The organism is Aliiroseovarius sp. S1339 (assembly GCF_023195695.1).
GTDB lineage: Bacteria > Pseudomonadota > Alphaproteobacteria > Rhodobacterales > Rhodobacteraceae > Aliiroseovarius.
On record NZ_JALPQG010000008.1, the window covers coordinates 19,335 to 39,811 of the forward strand.

The 20,477-nt window shown below is 59.2% G+C and carries 20 protein-coding genes and 2 tRNA genes; 11 read left to right on the top strand and 11 right to left on the bottom strand.

Annotation, left to right across the window (positions count from 1 at the left end; all coding sequences use genetic code 11):
- Nucleotide 1 precedes the first annotated feature (1 nt).
- Nucleotides 2-724 carry a 1-(5-phosphoribosyl)-5-[(5-phosphoribosylamino)methylideneamino]imidazole-4-carboxamide isomerase gene (gene hisA, locus MUY35_RS12760; protein ID WP_248369115.1) on the bottom strand — a complete coding sequence of 241 codons (723 nt, stop codon included), beginning with the start codon at nucleotides 722-724 and terminating at the stop codon, nucleotides 2-4.
- A gap of 143 nt (nucleotides 725-867) precedes the next feature.
- Between hisA and MUY35_RS12765 the strand changes: the two genes are divergently transcribed.
- Nucleotides 868-1,251: a DUF2147 domain-containing protein gene (locus MUY35_RS12765; protein ID WP_248369118.1), complete on the top strand. Its 384-nt coding sequence runs from the start codon at nucleotides 868-870 to the stop codon at nucleotides 1,249-1,251.
- Nucleotides 1,252-1,298: 47 nt separating this feature from the next.
- Here MUY35_RS12765 and hisH read toward each other — a convergent pair whose 3' ends face one another.
- From hisH to MUY35_RS12785, 4 genes are all read right to left on the bottom strand, one after another.
- Nucleotides 1,299-1,937, bottom strand: coding sequence for an imidazole glycerol phosphate synthase subunit HisH (gene hisH / locus MUY35_RS12770; RefSeq protein WP_248369120.1), 639 nt, complete (start codon nucleotides 1,935-1,937; stop codon nucleotides 1,299-1,301).
- Between the two features lie 24 nt (nucleotides 1,938-1,961).
- Entirely contained in the window at nucleotides 1,962-2,549 is a 588-nt protein-coding gene (gene hisB / locus MUY35_RS12775; RefSeq protein WP_248369122.1) for an imidazoleglycerol-phosphate dehydratase HisB, read from the bottom strand.
- A gap of 90 nt (nucleotides 2,550-2,639) precedes the next feature.
- Nucleotides 2,640-3,356, bottom strand: a complete 717-nt coding sequence (locus tag MUY35_RS12780) for a hypothetical protein (protein WP_248369124.1) — start codon at nucleotides 3,354-3,356, stop codon at nucleotides 2,640-2,642.
- Nucleotides 3,357-3,521: 165 nt separating this feature from the next.
- Nucleotides 3,522-4,415 carry a LysR family transcriptional regulator gene (locus tag MUY35_RS12785; RefSeq protein WP_248369126.1) on the bottom strand — a complete coding sequence of 298 codons (894 nt, stop codon included), beginning with the start codon at nucleotides 4,413-4,415 and terminating at the stop codon, nucleotides 3,522-3,524.
- Between the two features lie 229 nt (nucleotides 4,416-4,644).
- Here MUY35_RS12785 and MUY35_RS12790 point away from each other — a divergent pair, with 229 nt between their 5' ends.
- A complete protein-coding gene (locus MUY35_RS12790) occupies nucleotides 4,645-5,007 on the top strand; it encodes a helix-turn-helix transcriptional regulator (RefSeq protein WP_248369128.1) in 363 nt (120 codons plus the stop codon).
- 141 nt (nucleotides 5,008-5,148) lie between these two features.
- Here MUY35_RS12790 and MUY35_RS12795 read toward each other — a convergent pair.
- The 6 genes from MUY35_RS12795 to tldD form a co-directional block, all read right to left on the bottom strand.
- Nucleotides 5,149-5,223: transfer RNA gene (locus MUY35_RS12795), tRNA-Gly, on the bottom strand.
- 45 nt (nucleotides 5,224-5,268) lie between these two features.
- A tRNA-Gly gene (locus MUY35_RS12800) sits at nucleotides 5,269-5,343 on the bottom strand.
- 236 nt (nucleotides 5,344-5,579) lie between these two features.
- Entirely contained in the window at nucleotides 5,580-9,020 is a 3,441-nt protein-coding gene (locus tag MUY35_RS12805) for a pyruvate carboxylase (RefSeq protein WP_248369131.1), read from the bottom strand.
- Between the two features lie 155 nt (nucleotides 9,021-9,175).
- Nucleotides 9,176-10,345: a DNA-processing protein DprA gene (dprA, locus tag MUY35_RS12810; RefSeq protein ID WP_248369524.1), complete on the bottom strand. Its 1,170-nt coding sequence runs from the start codon at nucleotides 10,343-10,345 to the stop codon at nucleotides 9,176-9,178.
- Nucleotides 10,346-10,400: 55 nt separating this feature from the next.
- Nucleotides 10,401-11,339 carry a hypothetical protein gene (locus MUY35_RS12815; protein ID WP_248369134.1) on the bottom strand — a complete coding sequence of 313 codons (939 nt, stop codon included), beginning with the start codon at nucleotides 11,337-11,339 and terminating at the stop codon, nucleotides 10,401-10,403.
- Entirely contained in the window at nucleotides 11,336-12,760 is a 1,425-nt protein-coding gene (gene tldD / locus MUY35_RS12820) for a metalloprotease TldD (protein WP_248369137.1), read from the bottom strand. The genes MUY35_RS12815 and tldD overlap by 4 nt, the downstream gene beginning before the upstream one ends.
- A gap of 211 nt (nucleotides 12,761-12,971) precedes the next feature.
- Here tldD and coxB point away from each other — a divergent pair, with 211 nt between their 5' ends.
- From coxB to MUY35_RS12865, 9 genes are all read left to right on the top strand, one after another.
- Nucleotides 12,972-13,829, top strand: coding sequence for a cytochrome c oxidase subunit II (coxB, locus tag MUY35_RS12825; protein ID WP_248369526.1), 858 nt, complete (start codon nucleotides 12,972-12,974; stop codon nucleotides 13,827-13,829).
- Nucleotides 13,830-13,930: 101 nt separating this feature from the next.
- On the top strand, nucleotides 13,931-14,872 hold the full coding sequence (cyoE, locus tag MUY35_RS12830; protein WP_248369139.1) for a heme o synthase: 942 nt from the start codon (nucleotides 13,931-13,933) through the stop codon (nucleotides 14,870-14,872).
- Nucleotides 14,872-15,036 carry a hypothetical protein gene (locus MUY35_RS12835; RefSeq protein ID WP_248369142.1) on the top strand — a complete coding sequence of 55 codons (165 nt, stop codon included), beginning with the start codon at nucleotides 14,872-14,874 and terminating at the stop codon, nucleotides 15,034-15,036. Before cyoE ends, MUY35_RS12835 begins: the two co-directional genes overlap by 1 nt.
- Complete coding sequence (locus MUY35_RS12840; protein WP_248369144.1) at nucleotides 15,033-15,608, top strand: cytochrome c oxidase assembly protein; 576 nt, start codon at nucleotides 15,033-15,035, stop codon at nucleotides 15,606-15,608. The genes MUY35_RS12835 and MUY35_RS12840 overlap by 4 nt, the downstream gene beginning before the upstream one ends.
- Nucleotides 15,609-15,634: 26 nt before the next feature.
- Entirely contained in the window at nucleotides 15,635-16,435 is an 801-nt protein-coding gene (locus MUY35_RS12845) for a cytochrome c oxidase subunit 3 (protein WP_248369146.1), read from the top strand.
- 83 nt (nucleotides 16,436-16,518) lie between these two features.
- Nucleotides 16,519-17,217, top strand: coding sequence for an SURF1 family protein (locus tag MUY35_RS12850; RefSeq protein WP_248369148.1), 699 nt, complete (start codon nucleotides 16,519-16,521; stop codon nucleotides 17,215-17,217).
- 1 nt (nucleotide 17,218) lies between these two features.
- Nucleotides 17,219-18,604 carry a threonine synthase gene (gene thrC / locus MUY35_RS12855; protein WP_248369150.1) on the top strand — a complete coding sequence of 462 codons (1,386 nt, stop codon included), beginning with the start codon at nucleotides 17,219-17,221 and terminating at the stop codon, nucleotides 18,602-18,604.
- Nucleotides 18,605-18,610: 6 nt separating this feature from the next.
- On the top strand, nucleotides 18,611-19,873 hold the full coding sequence (locus tag MUY35_RS12860) for a pitrilysin family protein (RefSeq protein ID WP_248369152.1): 1,263 nt from the start codon (nucleotides 18,611-18,613) through the stop codon (nucleotides 19,871-19,873).
- Nucleotides 19,873-20,457, top strand: a complete 585-nt coding sequence (locus MUY35_RS12865) for a GNAT family protein (protein WP_248369154.1) — start codon at nucleotides 19,873-19,875, stop codon at nucleotides 20,455-20,457. The genes MUY35_RS12860 and MUY35_RS12865 overlap by 1 nt, the downstream gene beginning before the upstream one ends.
- Nucleotides 20,458-20,477 lie beyond the last annotated feature (20 nt).

The window sequence follows — 20,477 nt, forward strand, 5'->3', positions numbered from 1 at the left end:
ATCAGGCCTTTAGCACGTTCAGGGCGTCGTTCAAATCAATCGCGCCGTCATAAAGGGCACGGCCAGAGATTGCGCCATCCAGTTTTGCGCCGCAGTTTTTCAGGGCGCGCAGGTCGTCAAGCGAGCTAACGCCGCCCGATGCGATCACCGGAATCGACACGGCGCGGGCCAGATCAGCCGTCGCCTGAACATTCGGGCCTTGCATCGCGCCGTCGCGGTTGATGTCGGTATAGATGATGGCGGCAACGCCTGCGTCTTCGAACGATTTGGCAAGGTCGGTGACCATCACGTCGGTTTCTTCGGCCCAGCCTTTCGTGGCAACGCGGCCGTTGCGCGCGTCGATCCCCACGGCAACCTTGCCGGGGAAAGCGCGCGCAGCTTCGCGCACCAGATCGGGGTTTTCGACAGCGACTGTGCCAAGGATCACGCGGGCAAGGCCCTTTTCGATCCAGCCTTCGATGGTGGCCATATCGCGGATGCCGCCACCCAGTTGGGCGGGGACGTCGATGGCGGCAAGGATGGCCTCGACTGCCGCGCCGTTCACGGGTTCGCCTGCGAAAGCACCGTTCAGGTCGACGAGGTGAATCCATTCGCAGCCCGCATCCTGAAACACGCGCGCCTGTGCGGCAGGGTCGTCGTTGAAGACGGTGGCCGCCTCCATCTCGCCGCGCAGAAGGCGCACGCATTGGCCGTCTTTAAGGTCGATGGCGGGGTAAAGGATCATGGCGCGGCTCCGGGATCATGGGCATGGCTTTTCACCGCTTTTGGCATGGTCTGTTGGGAATGCCAAGCCGCCCCTCCCGTCACGTCACACTTGCCATAAACGCTTTCTCGGGGTCAGGATATTTCAAATTTAGGGAGGATTGTATGAAACGTATAGTAATGGCGCTTGCGCTGAGTGTTGGCATGGCGGCTCCGGCTTGGGCAGATGCGGTAGAGGGCGTGTGGAAAACACAGGTGGACGACGGGGCCTATGCCCACGTGACCGTTTCGCAATGCGGGGCGGCGCTGTGTGGTGTGATCTCGCGCACCTTCAATGCCAGCGGCGAATACAAGTCCGAGAATATAGGCAAGAAGCTGGTCTGGGACATGCAGCCCAATGGTGGCGGCAAGTATTCGGGCGGCAAGATCTGGCAGCCATCGACCGGCAAGGTCTTCAAATCCAAAATGACGCTTTCAGGCAGCTCGTTGAAGGTTGAAGGCTGCGTCGCGGTTTTCTGCAAGAAACAAACGTGGTCGCGTGTGAAGTAAGCGGACGATGCAAAGTTGACGAAGGGCGCCGCTATCGGCGCCCTTTTTTATGGTTTCCAGCCGAGGAAATTCGCGATCATCTGAAGTCCCGCCGCCTGACTTTTTTCCGGGTGGAACTGCATACCGATCAGGTTGTCACGCCCGATGATTGCAGTGATGTCGCCCGCATAGTCGCAATGGGCCAGACGGTGCGCGCCATCATCCACCACGAAGTGATAGGAGTGCACAAAATAGGCGTGATCGCCCGTCTTAACGCCCTCTAACACAGGGTGGGGTTGGTCAATCACCAGATCGTTCCACCCCATATGCGGCACTTTCAACGAGGGGTCCGCTGGAGTGATCTTGCGCACATGGCCGCCGATCCAGTCGAACCCGGCTGTATCCTGGTATTCGTGGCTAACCGTGGCCAGCATCTGCATGCCGACGCAAATCCCCATGAAGGGGCGGGCTTGCCGGATCACGGCCTCTTCCAGCGCCTCATAGATGCCGCGATGGTCGGACAATTGCTGACGGCACGCCGGGAACGCGCCGTCGCCGGGCAGCACGATGCGGTCGGCGCGGGCCACGTCCTCGGGCTTCGTCGTGACAATAACCTCGCCTGCATTCGTTTCCGCCGCCATGCGTTGAAACGCTTTTTCGGCCGAGTGCAGGTTGCCGCTGTCATAGTCGATGATCACGGTCAGCATGGGATGCTCCGGGGATATAGCGGCTTAAAGCGCGCCTTTGGTCGAGGGGATGGCGTCCGCTTTGCGCGGGTCGGTTTCAACGGCCAAACGCAACGCTCGGGCGACGGCCTTGAAGCCTGCCTCGGCCACGTGGTGGGCGTTGAAGCCGTGCAACTGGTCCACATGCAGCGTGATGCCGCCATGGGTCGCCAGCGCCTGAAAGAACTCGCGCACCAGCTCGGTGTCGAACGTGCCGATCTTCGGGGCGGTGAAGTCCATGTTCCACACCAGATAAGGACGGCCCGACAGGTCGAGTGCTGCCCGCACCTGCGCGTCATCCATCGGCAAGTGGCATTCACCATAGCGGCGGATACCTTTTTTGTCGCCAAGCGCTTGCGTCAGGGCTTGTCCCAATGCAATGCCAGTATCTTCAACCGTGTGGTGGTCGTCGATGTGTAAATCGCCCTTGGCACGCACGGTCATGTCGATCAGTGAATGGCGCGACAGTTGGTCCAGCATGTGGTCAAAAAACCCCACGCCGGTCTGGTTGTCATAGCTGCCGGTTCCATCAAGATTGACCTCAACCGAGATATCCGTTTCCGCAGTTTTGCGGGTGATCGTTGCGCGCCGCATCGGGTCGTCCTTCTTCTGCCTGCGCCCCTTATAGGGGGGCAAGGGGGCGCAGGAAAGGCGGCAAATACCGTCCCCGTCGTGGTGTGGTAATCACGCGGCCTGCGACAGCATGAAGTCACGCGGACATAGCGTGATCAGATGGCTCAGATCATCGCGACCCATATAGGTCATGAAGCCTTTCAATGCCGAATTGCTGCCATTGGGATACCACGCCAGCGCGCCGGGGTCGGTGTGCATGTAGCCTTCGCGTTCTGCCAACCCGCGAAACGCATAGCGTTCGGGCATGAAGCCGAAGATGTAGTCGGGCGACCAGCGCAGCACGCAGGTGGCAAGCGCAAATCGGGCCAGCAATCCGGGCAGCCCCGTTCCGCGATAACGGTCATCTCCTTTCACCCACAATTCGCCGTGATAGACCGTTTTACCGCTGATGCGTTTTGCGCCGGGACCGGGTTTGTAACAGCTGCGCTCAAGGTCCAGATCAAGGCCCGTGGGTGGGAAATCGACGAACCGTTGATCCAGATAGTCCGACAACGCAAGCCCACCAAGGTTGAAAAGGCGCATGGCCTGCGTGTGAACCAGCTCGCCTTTTTCGTTCCAGCCGACAATCCAGAAGCCGGTATCTTCGTTCAGATCGTGGCGCTTGGGGTCAAACGGCGCACCGAGCGGTTGATGGGTGCGATGCGCATTGATGTGGCGTTCGTAGAGGTCGAAATCCGACCCCATTTCAATCGTCATGCCATGTTCATGGGCCATATCGCGGATCGCGGTCACAAATTGTGCCCCGGCAAAGGTGTCGTGAATGGTCATTATGATCTCCCATGCGTACGTGTTTCATGGGAATTTTAACCGATGCGGGAATATTATCGAATCGTTTCGGCAAAATTCGCGATATGGGGAGAAATCGAGCGATTATATGTGCAAACCGTGGCACATAGCGTGTCATTGTGCGGCATTTTTGCGCCGCCGGAGCCGCTAATCTAAGGTGTCACGTCCCGGCGGCGCGACATTCATGGTGAATTGCTCCTCCATCGCATCTCGATTCTCGTCGCTCAGATTTGCGATCTTCACGTTGCGGGTGCGGTCGATCAGTGTGGCAAGGGCGAATTCCCCGTCGGCAAATCGACAGGCCATCGCCAACCGTTGATAGCTGATTGCTTTCAGGTCGTCGTTTTCGCCATGGCCGATGCGTGTGTGGATATGGTCCAGCCGTATGCCACGGGTTGTCGCCACATCATGGAAGGGTTTGGCCAGCAGGTTAGCAAACCCTGGGCCGCCGGGCAGGTTGGCGATGCCTTTGCCGACCGAGGATCGGTATTTCTGCCACCCAAACCACGTCGCATAAGAGGATTTTTCGCCCACTTCAGTGCAGATCCAGTCGCCATTGTCTTCGTTGAAGCGAAACACCATCAGATACGGGCGCAGCGGGGCCAGCGCTGGGCTTTCAAGTGCCCCTTCCGACTGGGCCCAAGCATGAAACCCAAACTGGATCAGCGGCGAGCCCATGTCCCAAATGGCGGTCAACGGATGTTGTTGCAGGTAATAGGGAACCTGACCGATTTGCATGCCCAGATAGAACAGCTCGTTAACGTGTTTGCTTTCATCGTGCAGCCAAGCTTCGCTGCGCGCGATCAGTTCTTCCGCTTCGCGCAACGCGTTTTTGCCATCCTCGGTCAGGCCGTATTGGCGGTTGTCGAAGGTAAAGAGCGGACTGCCCTTATACTCTTCCAACAACGCGATGTGGCGCCGGACTGTTTGTCGGGTGCTTCCAAGCTCGCGCACGGATTCGGAAAGGTTCAATGTGCGCGCCAAAGATGCAAACGAACGCAGCATCTCGAACAAAAGCGACGGGCTGTTCCGATGGCTCATATTTGCACCTTGCCGGGGTTCACCAAACTGTTTCCGCAATGGAATTGGAATAATTCCATTCAGCTTAGCGCAGAAAAAATCGTTTTTAAATAGATATTTGGCAAGTTGGGTAAATAAATCATCCATTATGGGTAAATTAATGTACCCATCCTGTGCATGACTCACCACTTGGGTCAGGCGACCAAACCTGACATTCTCCTTTAACGGGAAGCAATTAAATGGTGAGAAAATGGTCCATCCAGTCGATGTCCATGTGGGTAAGAAAATAAGAGAAGTCCGTCTGCTGCGCGGCCTGACTCAGGTAAAAGTAGCGGAGCAGTTGGGACTGTCGTTCCAGCAGCTTCAAAAGTACGAAACGGGATACAATCGTGTCTCGGCCAGCAAAATGTTCGAGATTGCGCAGCTTCTGAATGTTCAACCGGGGTATTTCTTTGAGGGGCTGGCAGATGCCGGCACCTCGGAAGACGAAGCCATGGATGAACGCACAGCAAAGGCTGCACAGGCTTTGTCCTCGATTTCGGATGTGAAGGTGCGAAACCAGATCCAATCTATGATCCACGAACTGGCAAATCGTCAGTCGTTGAGCGCCTGAATTAGCACTACCTTTCTGAGGGGGAAGGGACGTGGTGGAGAGGGGACGTGCCATGCGCGTCCCTTTTTCGTTAGTTTACGCAAAACAGGGTCCGCTGACGCCGATAATCGTGTGCAGTCACATCTGTCCGAGAAGTCCCATTGGAGCGGGCGAGGCGATTCGAACGCCCGACCCTAACCTTGGCAAGGTTATGCTCTACCCCTGAGCTACGCCCGCATCCTGATGGGTTTGTTCAGCCAATGGCCGAACCGGGGAACCGAATGGAGCGGGCGAGGCGATTCGAACGCCCGACCCTAACCTTGGCAAGGTTATGCTCTACCCCTGAGCTACGCCCGCATCCTTCGGTGTGCCGTGAGATATGAAATCCACAGCAAGGCTGCAAGGGGAAAATCGCCAACGGTGCGGTTTTTTACCAATGCGCGCCCTCAACTTTGCCATTCTGACACTAGCGCGGCGTGAAACTATGCTCTGGACTTGTTTTGCGGCTCACATGTTCTGAACCGATTGGTGCGATCAACAAAAAAAGGCCGCCGATGTTTTAACGGCCTTCGGTATTTTTCTAGGCGAAGGTTCTATTCCAGCTCGACCATAAGGTCTTTGGCGTCGATCTGCCCCCCCACCTGAACGTGGACGGCTTTGACGATAGCATCCCGTTCGGCGTGAATGCCGGTTTCCATCTTCATCGCCTCAATGGTCAGCAGAAGATCACCTTCATGCACCGGCTGGCCCGCGCTGACCGCGACCGTTGCCACAACGCCGGGCATGGGCGCGCCGATATGATCTGCGTTGTCCTCCTCGGCCTTGGGGCGTTTGACGGTGGTGGCTTTGATAATCCGGTTGGGCACGCGGATCACGCGTGGCTGGCCGTTGAGTTCAAAGAACACTTTGACGTCGCCATCTTCATTGGTTTCACCCACGGTTTGAAGGCGGATTTCAAGGGTTTTGCCCGGGTCGATCTCGGTCGAAATCTCTTCACCCGGCTCCATACCATAGAAAAAGGTTCTGGTGGGCAAGGTGCGCACTGGGCCATACAGCCGGTGACGGCCCATGTAATCAAGGAAAACCTTAGGATACATCAGGTATCCGTTTAAGTCCTCGTCGTCGATGGTCAGCCCGCCAAGTTCTTCCGACAAACTGGCGCGAGCGGCTTCCAGATCGACCGGCTTGAGGTGCTTGCCGGGGCGGTCCCGGTTGGGTTTTTCGCCCTTCAGCACCTTATGAACAATGGAGTCGGGGAAGCCGCCCGGAGGTTGACCCAGATTGCCGCGCATCATGTCGACCACGCTGTCGGGGAATGCCACGTCGGTTTCGGGGTCTTCGACCTGCGCACGGGTCAAGCCTTGGCTGACCATCATCAGCGCCATGTCCCCAACCACTTTTGAGGATGGCGTGACCTTCACGATATCGCCGAACATCTGGTTCACGTCAGCATAGGTCTGCGCAACCTCGTGCCACCGATCCTCAAGGCCGAGTGAACGCGCCTGCGCCTTCAGGTTGGTAAACTGCCCGCCGGGCATTTCGTGCAGGTAAACTTCCGACGCGGGCGCGGCCAGACCGCTTTCGAAAGCGGCATATTGCGCGCGCACACCTTCCCAATAGTTTGAGATTTCGCGGATCGCCGAGATATCCAGCCCGGTGTCGCGATCGGTGTTGCGAAGTGCTTCGACCACGGACCCCAAACAAGCTTGCGAGGTGCCACCGCTGAACGCATCCATTGCCGCGTCCACAGCGTCGACGCCCGCGTCGGCAGCCGCCAGTATCGTTGCGCCTGCAATGCCGGAAGTGTCGTGGGTGTGGAAATGGATCGGCAACCCGACCTCGTCTTTCAAGGCCTTGACCAAGACGCGCGCGGCTGCGGGTTTCAGAAGGCCCGCCATGTCTTTCAAGCCCAGAACGTGCGCGCCTGCGGCCTCAAGCTCTTTCGCCATGCCGACATAGTATTTCAGGTCATACTTGGCGCGGTCCGCGTCAAGAATATCGCCGGTATAGCAAATGGTGCCTTCGCAGACCTTGTTGGCCTCGATCACCGCGTCCATTGCGACGCGCATGTTTTCAACCCAGTTCAAGCTGTCGAAAACACGGAATACATCGACGCCGGTCAATGCGGCTTGATGCACGAAGGCTTGCACCACGTTGTCGGGGTAGTTGGTATATCCCACGCCGTTAGAGGCCCGCAGTAGCATTTGGGTCATCACGTTTGGCATCGCCTCGCGCAGGTTGCGCAGGCGTTGCCACGGACATTCCTGCAAGAACCGATAAGCCACATCAAACGTTGCGCCACCCCAGCATTCGACCGAGAAAAGGCCGGGCAGGTTGGCGGCATAGGCCGGAGCCGCCTCGATCATGTCGATCGAGCGCATCCGGGTCGCCAACAGCGATTGGTGCCCATCGCGCATCGTCGTGTCGGTGATCAACAGTTTTTTCTGCGCTTTCATCCAATCGGCCACGGCTTGCGGGCCTTTTGCGTCCAGCAGGGTGCGGGTGCCTGCGGCCGGTTCGGTTCGTGGGGCAGGGCGTTTCGGGGGTTTCAGATCTTCGGCTGGCGCAACGCGGCCTTCGGTTTCTGGGTGCCCGTTCACGGTGATATCCGCGATATAGGTCAGAACCTTCGTGCCCCGGTCGCGACGCTTAATGAACTGGAACAGCTCGGGCGTCTCGTCGATGAACGTCGTGGTGTATTGGTTGTTCAGGAAGGCCGGGTGTTTCAGCAGGTTTTCAACAAACGCGATGTTGGTGGATACGCCGCGCACACGGAATTCACGCAGGGCGCGGTCCATCCGGGCGATCGCCTTCTCGGGCGTCTGCGCCCAAGCGGTGACCTTGGTCAAAAGGCTGTCGTAATAGCGCGTGATGACGCCGCCCGCATAGGCGGTGCCGCCATCCAGCCGAATACCCATACCAGTCGCTGAGCGATAGGCGGTAATGCGGCCATAATCGGGGATGAAGTTGTTTTGCGGATCTTCTGTGGTGACGCGCGTTTGCAGCGCGTGGCCGTTCAGGCGAATGTCATATTGGCTGGCCTTGCCGGTTGCCTCGGCCAGTGATTTGCCTTCCGCGATCAAGATCTGAGCCTGAACGATGTCGATGCCGGTCACTTCCTCGGTGACGGTGTGTTCGACCTGCACGCGGGGGTTCACTTCGATGAAGAAAAACTTGCCGGATTCCATATCCATCAGAAATTCGACTGTGCCCGCGCATTCATAATTCACATGGGCGCAGATTTTGCGGCCAAGTTCGCAAATCTCTTCGCGCTGGGCTTCGGACAGATAGGGCGCAGGCGCGCGTTCGACGACCTTCTGATTGCGGCGCTGAACCGAGCAGTCGCGTTCATAAAGGTGATAGATATTGCCGTGGCTGTCACCTAGGATTTGCACCTCAACGTGGCGGGCGCGGGTGATCATCTTTTCCAGATAGCCTTCACCATTGCCGAATGCTGCCTCGGCCTCGCGACGGCCTTCCAGCACCTTTTCTTCCAATTCGTCAGGGCCGTGGATCGGGCGCATGCCGCGTCCGCCGCCGCCCCAGCTGGCTTTTAGCATCAGCGGATAGCCAACCTGCTCGGCTTCCTTGCGGACCGCGTCCATGTCATCGCCCAGAACGTCTGTGGCGGGAATGACGGGCACCCCCGCTTCGATGGCAACCCTACGGGCGGACGCTTTGTCGCCAAGCGCGCGCATCGTGGCGGCCTTGGGGCCGATGAAGGTGATGTTATTTGCTTCGCACGCATCCACGAAATCCGGGTTTTCGGACAGCAGGCCATAGCCGGGGTGGATCGCGTCGGCGCCGCATTCCTTTGCCACGCGAATGATCTCGTCGATAGACAGGTAGGCTGCGACCGGCCCCATGCCTTCGCCGATGCGGTAGGCTTCATCAGACTTGAACCGGTGCAGGCTCAACTTGTCTTCTTCGGCATAGACTGCGACGGTTTTCTTGCCCATCTCGTTGGCAGCACGCATCACGCGAATGGCGATCTCGCCCCGGTTGGCAATCAGGATTTTCTGAAAGTCCCTCATCTTACTCTCCCCCGTTTTTGGCCGATGAGCCAATTTGGGTGAAAGTCGTAGGCGGTGCTGCATTGCAGCGCAATAGGGTTTGTGGGGATTGCGCAAGGATTATGTCAAAATTGGTAATATTTCTTTACCAGAATGACTCATGCTTGTTTCTTGGTTCACTGGGCCTTGGACAGCAAGCCGCCGGGCTGACGCATGATTCGCCCCTCAAGCTCCAGACTGACAAGCTCGGGCAGGATGTCGCCAGACCCCGCGCCGGTCAGGTCGCCCATATCCCGGATCAACTGGTCCTCGGCCAAGGGGCTGGGGCCAAGTCGGGACAGGATCTGGCTGTGCAGTTTTGATGTCTCAGACTGGGTTCGTTTGTTGCGCGGCGTGGGTGCGTCCATGTCGCTGTGGGTGGGGTGATCTGTGGTTTCCTGTTCCACGGTCGCAGGAATGGCAGGGCCAATCGCTTCAATCACATCCTGTGCGCCGCGCACCAAGGCCGCGCCGTCGCGGATCAGGAAATTGCAGCCAGAAGCGCGCGCGTCGAACGGGTGGCCCGGCACTGCCAGCACATCGCGTCCCTGATCCAGCGCGTTGCGCGCGGTGATCAATGACCCCGACTTGGCGGCCGCTTCGACCACCACGACCGCGCGGGCCAAGCCCGAGATCAGCCGGTTGCGGCGCGGGAAATGGCGGGCCTGCGGGGCCAGACCGGGCGGTTGTTCGGACAGGCGCAGGCCTTGGTGCGCAATCTCTTCGCCCAAAACCGTGTTGTCTTTGGGATAGATTACATCGACGCCGCCCGCCATCACGGCAACGGTGTTGCCAGCCTCAAGCGCGACTTCGTGCGCCACGGTGTCGACGCCACGCGCCAGCCCGGACACGATTGTAAAACCAGCCTCGCTTAATTCGCGCGACAATTTGCGGGCCATCCTAAGCCCGATTGATGACGCGTTGCGCGCGCCAATCAATGCAATCATCGGGCGGTGCAACAAAGATACGTCGCCCATCGCCCAGAAAAACGGGGGGGGATCGGGAATTTCTGACAATAGCTCCGGGTAGTCCGGCGTGCCCCATGCCACCATTTTGGCACCCGCGAAACGCGCGCGGCGGTGTTCGTCCTCTGCGACCTCGACCGGGCAGGGGGCATAGCCTTTTACGCCCGCTTCTGCGGCCACGTCAGGCAGCGCCCGAAGCGCTTCTTGCGCGGATCCGTGTTCTGCCAGCAGCCGAAAGAATGTTGCCACGCCGACCCGGCGCGATCGCAAGAGACGGATCCAAGCCAGTTCATCTTCCTCTGACTGAGGGGAGGGTGTGGGGTGAGTTAGGGAAGGTGACATTTCCATGGGCATGATTGATTCCGTCTCTTGCGGATTAACCATGCGACGGCATTGGTTAACGGGTGGTGAACGCGCGCCAGATGGCCCAAAAAAAGACCAAGGCCCCCGCAATCATTGCCAGCCCGGCAACCTCCTCGATCGGGATGTGCCAGCCGTTTGTCCAAACAAGCCAATAGGTTACGCTTGCTGTGGCCGGGACGATAAGCGTTAAGCCGTAGGTGGTCAGCCTCACCGGGCCAGACGGCAAGCGCCAGTCGGACTCGCTAAGGCGTTCTGATTTTCGGACGAGCAGCCACCAAGTTGCGCCTGCGATCACCATGATACCGACCGAAAACGGCAAGCCAGCCGTCGCCATCAGCAGCCCGAGCGCAACGGTTACACCTGCGATGCCCCATTTTTCCGGGCGGGTCGCCTGCCATGGCCCGCTACGATCCAGAAGAGCCATTCCCCCAAGCCAGATCGCGGCGCTGGTACAGGCGAAAAACAAGAAAACTGCTGGGGATAATCGTGGCATGGTTGGCTCGCCCCATGTCCACGTTGCCCACACGCCCCACGCAATGCCCATAGTGGTGAACAGCAAAGCCAATGCAACACAGCCGAGTCGCCGCATCGCAAACCGCACGATGAACAGCCCCAGCAACACATCAACCATCGCGTGCCAGCTGATCGAGGGCCAGACCCAGGAAATCGGCGGAGCCTCGTACACGATCGGGATGATTGTGCCTTCGGTCACCCAGCCGAAAATGCATCCGGCCAAGATGATTCCGGCCAGCCCAAGCCGTTCAGCATAGGGCAGAACCAGCAAAAGCCCCCACGCGAAGAATGCGTAATAGGTGGTCAACTCCAGCAGTTCCACAGCCGCAGCGCTGGGCCGGGTCAGGATGTCGGTGACGGTTTTGGTTGGGCCGTCGTTCAGAAAGAACAGTTCTGAATAGAACATCAACACCAAAGCTGCGCCCACAATCGATAAAGATCGCGCGCGCAGGTCACTCACGCAGCCGAACCGCCCACGGTTAGCCCGCCGATCAGCAGCGACGGCTGGCCCACGCCCACGGGAACGGATTGCCCGGCCTTGCCGCAGGTGCCGACGCCGGGGTCCATTGCCATGTCATTGCCAATGGCGCGGATCTGTTTCATTGCCGCAGGGCCGTCGCCGATCAGGGTCGCGCCCTTGACCGGCGCGCCCACCTTGCCGTCCTCGACGCGGTAAGCCTCGGTGCAGCTGAACACGAACTTGCCGTTGGTGATGTCGACCTGCCCGCCGCCGAAACCAACCGCATAGATGCCGTCTTTCAACTCGCCCAGCACGTCCTCGGGTGTGGCGGTTCCGCTTTCCATGATGGTATTGGTCATGCGCGGCATAGGGGCATGGGCATAGCTTTGTCGCCGCCCGTTGCCGGTGGGTGCGACGCCCATCAGGCGGGCGTTCTGGCGGTCTTGCATGTAACCGACCAGCACACCGTCCTCGATCAACACCGCACGGCCCGTTGGCGTGCCTTCGTCATCGACGGTCAGTGACCCACGTCGATCAGGAATTGTGCCATCATCGACAACCGTGACACCCTTCGCCGCAACTTGCGTGCCAATAAGGCCCGAGAATGCGGACGTGCCTTTTCGATTGAAATCACCCTCAAGCCCGTGGCCCACGGCCTCGTGTAACAGGATGCCGGGCCAACCATTGCCAAGCACCACGTCCATCACGCCGGCGGGGGCGGGGACGGCTTCGAGATTGACCAAAGCAATACGCAGCGCCTCGCGGGCCGAGGCTTGCCACGTTGCAGGTTCCATTAATCCCGTCAGACCTGCGCGCCCACCGCCGCCAGACGAACCGCTTTCGCGCCGCCCGTCCTTTTCAACAATGACCGAGACATTAAGTCGCGTCATGGGCCGGGTGTCCGACACCAAAGCGCCGTCGGGGCGCAGGATATGCACCTCCTGCAAGCTGGCCGCGATGGTGGCCGAGACCTGCACGACGCGTTCATCAAGGTCGCGGGTGAAGGCGTCGATTTCGCGCAGGGCCTCGACCTTCAGGCCGAAGCCTGCGTCAGCCATGGGATCGGCGTCGGTATAGAGCTTCTGGTTGGTGCGTGCGGGCGCGTTAGCCCATGTGCCGCCGCCGTCGCCAACCGCAAGACGCGCGGTCGCTGCTGCACGCTGCAAGGCTGCTTCGCTGATTTCAGTGGAATGAGCATAGCCCGCTGTTTCGTCCTTGATCGCGCGCAGTCCGAAGCCTTCGGATGCGTCATAGCTGGCCGTTTTCAATCGGCCATCGTCAAAAACAAGCGCCTCGGATCGCATCCGTTCTAGAAAAAGTTCGCCGTCATCGGCACCAGCTGTCGCCTCGGCCAGTATGGATCGGGCGCGTTCGGCGTCCAGATGGGTCTCAAACGGGCGAAACGGTGTGGCGTCTGACATTGGGGGACCTCGAAATAGCGCTAATCGTGCGAATTGATGCTTAACCTGAGAAGATTTTTCCTTGTTCCCAGCTTTCTAATATGGTTTCTCACCAAAGAGAAACAAGGATTCCCGCGCCAGCGCCCGGGAGAGGTATGAGCGAGCGATTGCCGCGCCGACCGATGGGTCAGCACACAGGCCGCGCCGCACAGGGAAGAGAAAGACGAACATGATGCGTTTCAGCAGCCTTTTCGCCACTGCAACTGCCATTCTGACCGCCGGTCAGGCGATGGCTCAGGAAAATCTGGAAATCATCGGTAAGCCGGTCGACGGCTCCATGAGCTTCCAGCCATCCGCGACCAGCGTGGCGCAGGCGGCGCAGGGGCTGGATGACATGATCAACTATATCATCTTTGCCATCACAATTTTCGTGACTTTGCTGCTGGCCATTGTGATTGTGCGCTTCAATCGTCGGGCGAACCCTGAACCGTCAACTTTCACCCACAACACCCCGATCGAAATCATCTGGACGTTGGTTCCGGTCGTCATTCTGGTGTTCATCGGTGCATTCTCACTGCCGGTTCTGTTCCAACAACAGGTCATTCCCAAAGGGGATGTGGTGATCAAGGCAACCGGATATCAGTGGTATTGGGGCTATGAATACCCCGAGCACGAATTTGGCTTTGACAGCTTCCTTCTGGCGCGTGAGGAGCTTGAAGACCATGGCTACAGCCAAGCTGAATATCTTCTCGCGACTGACACCGCCATGGTTGTTCCCACCGGCAAGAAAGTCGTTGTGCAGGTTACTGGCGCTGACGTGATCCATTCGTGGACCATTCCGGCCTTTGGCGTGAAGCAAGACGCCGTTCCGGGCCGACTGGCCGAGCTGTGGTTTGAAGTCGATGAAGGCAAAGAAGGCATCTATTTCGGTCAATGTTCCGAGCTGTGCGGCAAAGACCACGCCTATATGCCGATCACCGTCAAAGCCGTCACCCAAGCCGAATATGACGCTTGGCTGAAAGGTGCCGTCGACGAATATGCAGGCGACCTGCAATCGCTGCCGACCGTTCAGGTCGCGACCGCCGAGTAAATCTTTCCGGGGTGGCAGGCTTGTGCCCGCGCCCTGATCCTGCCGCCCCGCCGGGGCGGTTTTCGTAAGTCAAACACCCTAGCCAGACTGCATAGAAAACAATGAGCGACGCCAGCATCCAAACCAACACCGACACCCGCGAAGCCGGGTTTGGCGACTATTTCGCGCTGCTGAAGCCGCGCGTTATGTCGCTTGTCGTGTTTACGGCCTTTGTGGGTCTGCTGGTCGCACCGGTTGGTGTGAACCCCGTGGTTGGGCTGGCCGCGATCCTGTTCATCGCCGTGGGTGGCGGTGCCTCGGGTGCCCTAAATATGTGGTGGGACGCGGATATCGACCGCAAGATGCGCCGCACGCAATCACGCCCGATCCCGTCCGGTAAAGTGACCGAAGGCGACGCGTTTGCCATCGGCATGACTTTGTCGGTCATGGCTGTCGTGATGCTGGGCTTGGCGGCAAATGTTGTGGCCGCAGCCCTTCTGGCCTTCACGATTTTCTTCTACGTCGTGATTTATACCATGTGGCTAAAGCGTTGGACGCCGCAAAACATCGTCATTGGTGGCGCAGCTGGCGCGTTCCCTCCGATGATTGGCTGGGCCGTTGCGACCGGCGGCATCAGCGTTGAAAGCGTTTTGATGTTCGCCCTGACCTTCGCCTGGACGCCGCCCCATTTCTGGGCGCTGGCACTGTTCACCAAGGGTGATTATGCCAATGCTGGCGTGCCGATGCTGACCGTGACCCACGGACGCCCTGCGACCCGCGCGCACATTCTGGGCTATTCGCTTGTGCTGGCTGTGGTAGCGATTGCGCTGGGCCTGACCTCGATCGGTGGGCCGGTCTATATGGCCGTGGCTGTGGTTCTGAACGCGATGTTCATCAAAGGCGCGTGGGACGTGTTCCGCCGCGATGACGCGCAGTCCGATGCCGACAAGCACAAGGCTGAACGCGGCTTGTTCAAGCTGTCGCTGGCCTATCTGTTCCTGCACTACGGCGCCCTTCTGATCGAAGCGTCACTGAAACCGTTTGGTTTGGGGGGCTGGGGCTGATGGCGATCAAGGTTGATCACGAACTGCATAAACGCCGCCTGAGCCGAAATGTCGGTGTCGGCGTCGCATTGATCCTGTTTGTCGGGCTGGTCTATGGGCTGACCGTCGCCAAGGTCAGCGATATTTACAAACCCGAGCCGACAAGCACCGAGGTTAGCCAATGAGCCTGTCGCGCCCCCAGAAAACCGCCGCCAAGATGGTCGGTGTGGTGGTCCTGATGGGGTCGCTGTCTTGGGCGTCGGTGCCGTTTTATGACTGGTTCTGCCGGGTCACGGGCTTTGGCGGCGAAACCGCTGTTGCGACGCGCGGCTCGGATGTGGTGCTGGACCAAACGGTTCTGGTGCGGTTTGACGCCTCGAAAGAACGCGGAATGCCGTGGGAATTCAAACCCATGCAGCATGAAATGGAGATCAAACTGGGCGAAACGGGCTTGGCCTTTTACGAGGCGTACAACCCCACCGACCGCCCCGTGGCGGGCACCGCCAGCTATAACGTCGCGCCTTTTTCGGCCGGCGGATACTTCACCAAGATCGACTGCTTCTGCTTTGAAGAGCAGGTGTTGCAGCCGGGCGAACGCGTGACCATGCCGGTCACCTTCTATGTGGACCCGGAAATCCTTGATGATCGCGAGGCGAAATACCTCAAAGCCATCACGCTGTCTTACACATTCCATGAAACAGAATTGCCCGAAGAGGTCGCGCAGCTTGCGCCAACCGCGACGGCAGTGCAAAACTGAGCCAGAAGAACAGGGACTATACGCTTATGGCACATGCAAAGAACCACGATTATCACATTCTGCCGCCTTCGGTTAACCCGTTTCTTGGGGCTGTGGCAGGCTTCATCATGCTTTTCGGGGCAGTCCAATGGATGGCCAATGGCGTTCCGTGGATTTTCTTCATCGGCTTGGCCGGGGTGCTTTACGTGATGTACGCGTGGTGGTCGGACGTGGTCCACGAAGGCGAAACCGGCGATCACACATCGGTTGTGAAAATCGGCCTGCGCTACGGCGTGATCCTGTTCATCATGTCCGAAGTCATGTTCTTCGTGGCGTGGTTCTGGAGCTTCTTCAAACACGCGCTTTACCCGATGACCGAAGGCTCGCCCGCCATTGACGGTGTCTGGCCGCCTGAAGGGATCGAGACTTTTGATCCCTGGCATCTGCCGCTGATCAACACGCTGATCCTGCTATTGTCCGGTGCGGCAGTGACATGGGCGCACCACGCGATTGCGCATGAAAACAACCGCAAGGATCTGGTTACAGGGCTGGCGTTGGCCGTGCTTCTTGGTGCGATCTTCACGGTGTTCCAAGCCTATGAATACAGCCACGCGGCTTTCGACTTTGCAGGCAATATCTATGGCGTAAACTTCTTCATGGCGACGGGCTTTCACGGCTTTCACGTGATTGTCGGCACGATCTTCTTGTTCGTCTGCCTTGTGCGGGCAATGCAGGGCCAATTCACCCCTGAAAGTCATGTCGGGTTCGAAGCCGCAGCTTGGTACTGGCACTTCGTTGATGTCGTGTGGCTGTTCCTGTTCGCCGCCGTCTATATCTGGGGCGGTTGAACCTAACCCGCAAATAGTCCTATTGCGGGGCGCAGGGGGCAACCTCTGCGCCCCTTTCGCTTGAAGCGCTTTTGGAAACCGGCATGAACCTTCGCCTGATCCTGACTGCCAGCCTTAGCATCGCCATCTTGGCGGTGTTTCTGGGCCTTGGAAAATGGCAGCTGGATCGGTTGCAATGGAAACAAGACGTGTTGGCCGACATCGAAGCGCGGATCGGTGCGGACCCGGTGGATTTGCCCGCACAGCCCGATCCTGCCCGTGACAAATACCTGCCGGTGAAGGTTACGGGCACAATGGGCAACGAAACGCTGCGGGTGTTGGTCAGCAGCCGGGATGCGGGCGCTGGATACCGCCTGATCTCGGCACTTACGACGTCTGATGGCGCGGTCCTTATTGACCGTGGCTTCATCCGCGTGGCCGACACAATGCCTGCGAGGCCTGCGGGCGAGATCACGGTCGAAGGCAACCTGCATTGGCCGGATGACCGCAACAATGCCACGCCTGACAATCAACCGACGGATAACATATGGTTTGCCCGCGATATCGGCCAGATGGCCGCGGCTTTGAGCACACGCCCCATCTTGATCACCGCCCGCCAGACAACCCCGCCCGAAGCTGCGATCACCCCAATGCCCGTGACCAGTGCTGGCATTCCCAACGACCATCTGGAATACGCGATGACGTGGTTTTTGATGGCCGCGACATGGGTGATGATGACAGGCTTTGCGCTTTGGCGTATGAAGCGGCGAACACGTGACACTCGCATCCCAAGGAACGACTGAAATGCGCTATATCTCTACCCGTGGTGACGCCCCGGACCTCGGCTTTGAAGATGCCATGCTGACGGGTCTTGCCCGCGACGGCGGCCTTTACGTGCCCGAGACCGTGCCAACCATGAGCGCAGGCGACATCGCCGCCTTGGCCGGGTTGCCGTATGAAGAGGTCGCCTTTCGCGTGATGCGCCCCTTCGTGTCCGACACCTTCACTGACGAGGAATTCGCCGACATCATTGCCAAAGCCTATGCAGGGTTCAATCACGACGCCCGCGCGCCTCTGGTGCAACTTGGTGCGAACCATTTCTTGCTGGAACTGTTCCACGGCCCCACGCTGGCGTTTAAAGACTTCGCGATGCAGCTGATTGGCCAGCTTTTCCAAGTGGCGCTCAGCCGCCGGGGCGAAAAAGTGACCATCGTGGGGGCGACGTCGGGCGATACTGGGTCTGCTGCCATTGAGGCATTCAAGGGGCTGGATGCGGTCGATGTGTTCATCCTGTTCCCACATGGCCGCGTCTCGGACGTGCAGCGCCGTCAGATGACCACGCCGACCGAGGCCAACGTCCACGCGCTGGCCATGGATGGTGATTTCGACGATTGCCAAGCCCGCCTGAAAGACATGTTCAACGATTTCGAGTTTCGCGATGCGGTGAAACTGGCCGGCGTGAACTCGATCAACTGGGCGCGGGTGCTGGCGCAGGTTGTGTATTACTTCACCTCGGCCGTTGCCTTGGGTGCGCCGCACCGCAAGGTCAGCTTCACGGTCCCCACCGGCAATTTCGGGGATATCTTTGCAGGCTATATCGCCAAGAAGATGGGCCTGCCCATTGACCAACTGGTGATCGCCACCAATCAAAATGACATTCTACACCGCACGATGGAAACCGGCGCCTATACCAAGGCGGGGGTCACGCCCTCGATCAGCCCGTCGATGGACATTCAGGTGTCGTCGAATTTTGAGCGCGTGCTGTTTGACGCCTATGGGCGCGACGGCAAAGTGGTCGCGGACCAGATGGCAGACCTGTCAAACGGCGGTTTCAAAATCAGCCAAGGCGCGATGGAGTTTCTGCGCGAAACCTTCGACAGCGGGCGCGCGTCCGAGGACGAAACCATGGCGCAAATCAAAACCTCGTTCGCGCGCACGGGCGAAGTTCTGTGTCCGCATTCCGCAGTTGGAGTGAAAGTGGCCGAGGACCATCTGGGCGACAGTCCGATGATCACGCTGGCCACAGCGCATCCGGCGAAATTCCCCGCAGCGGTCAAAGATGCCTGCGGTCAGGACGCGCCGCTGCCCCCCCGCATGTCCGGTCTGTTTGACCGCGACGAACGCATGACGCGGGTGGCCAATGATCTGGGCGCGCTGGAAGCTTTGATCCGTGAACGGACGGGACGGTAACGCCACATGACTGTGAAACTGGACAGATTGCCGAATGGCGTGCGCGTGGTGACCGAAGCGATGCCGGGGCTGGAAAGCGCCTCGATCGGGGTGTGGGTGACGGCAGGGGGGCGCCACGAGACGCCCGCCCAGAACGGCATCGCACATTTCCTTGAGCACATGGCCTTCAAAGGCACCCAAAAACGCTCAGCCCTTGAGATTGCCGAGGCGATCGAGGACGTGGGTGGCTATATCAACGCCTATACCTCGCGCGAGGTAACGGCCTATTACGTGCGCGTTCTGAAGAACGACGTGGCGCTGGCGCTGGACGTGATATCGGACATCGTCTTGAACCCGGTGTTCGATGAAAACGAGATCGAGATCGAACGCGGCGTGATCTTGCAGGAAATCGGCCAAGCGCTGGATACACCCGACGATGTGGTGTTTGACTGGCTGCAAGAGGTCGCCTTCCCCGATCAACCCATAGGGCGAACTATTCTTGGCCCGGCGGAACGCGTGCAATCGTTCGGGCGCGGTGATTTGTCGTCCTTCGTTGACCAGCATTATGGGCCGGATCAGTTGATCCTGTCGGCCGCTGGTGCGGTCGATCACGACCAAATCCTGCGTTTGGCCGAAGCCGCGTTTGGGCATCTGCGCCCAAGCAAGTCGCGCGCGATAGATGGTGCACGTTGGTCCAGCGGCGAACGGGTCGAGGTACGTAATGGGCTGGAGCAGGTCCATTTCACCCTGGCCCTCGAAGCTCCCAGCTATCGTGACGATGCGTTTTACGCGGCGCAACTGTTCAGCTCCGCCTTGGGCGGCGGCATGTCCTCGCGTTTGTTTCAGGAAGTGCGCGAAAAGCGCGGGCTGTGCTATTCGATCTTCTCGCAACTTGGCGCCTATGATGACACCGGAATGATGACGATCTACGCGGGCACGTCGGGCGATGACATCGCCGACCTGTCCACGCTGTGCATCGACGAGATGAAGCGCGCTGCAAGCGATATGACGGAACGCGAGTTGGAGCGCGCGCGTGTCCAGATGAAAGCGGGACTGCTGATGGGGTTGGAAAGCCCCTCGGCGCGGGCAGAACGAATGGCGCGACTGGTCGCCATCTGGGATCGCGTGCCCCCCTTGTCTGAAGCTGTCGAAAAGATTGATGCGGTAACGCTTGCCGATATGCGCGGCTTCGGGGCCAGCCTGACCACGGGCAAGATGGCGATGGCTGTCTATGGCCCGGCTGAAAAGGCCCTGAGCCTTGAGGCGCTGCAAGACAGGCGCGCGGCCTGATGCTGGGGCGATCCAAGAAGGTTAGGCTCGACACAGAACGGTTGACCCTCCGCCCGCCTGCGCATGGCGATTTCCGCGCGTGGTCGGCGTTGCGCGCGGCCGGGCGCGAGTTTCTAACCCCGTGGGAGCCGACATGGGCGAAAGATCACCTGAGCCGCAAAAGTTTCACCAACCGGGTCTATTGGGCCAACCGCGCGATCCAAGGGGGGACGGCGCTTCCGCTGTTTATGTTTCGCCGCGCTGACAACGTGCTGGTTGGTGCGGTCACGCTGGATCACATCCGGCGTGGCCCCGCCCAAGCTGGAACGACTGGCTATTGGGTGGGCGAACGGTTTGCGCGCCAGGGCTATATGCGCGAAGGGCTGGAAGCCATGGTGCATTACGCGTTCAATGAGCTTGACCTGTCGCGGCTAGAGGCAGGGTGCTTGCCGGAAAACGCCGCCTCGCGCGGGGTGCTGGAAAAGGTCGGCTACAAATATGAAGGCGTGGCGCAAAGCTACCTGCAAATCAACGGACGCTGGCGAAACCACGTGCTTTATGCCAACCTTCGATCAGACCGGCGCGGACGCACGCAGGCGGGCTAGGGCGACCGGTTTCCTGACAG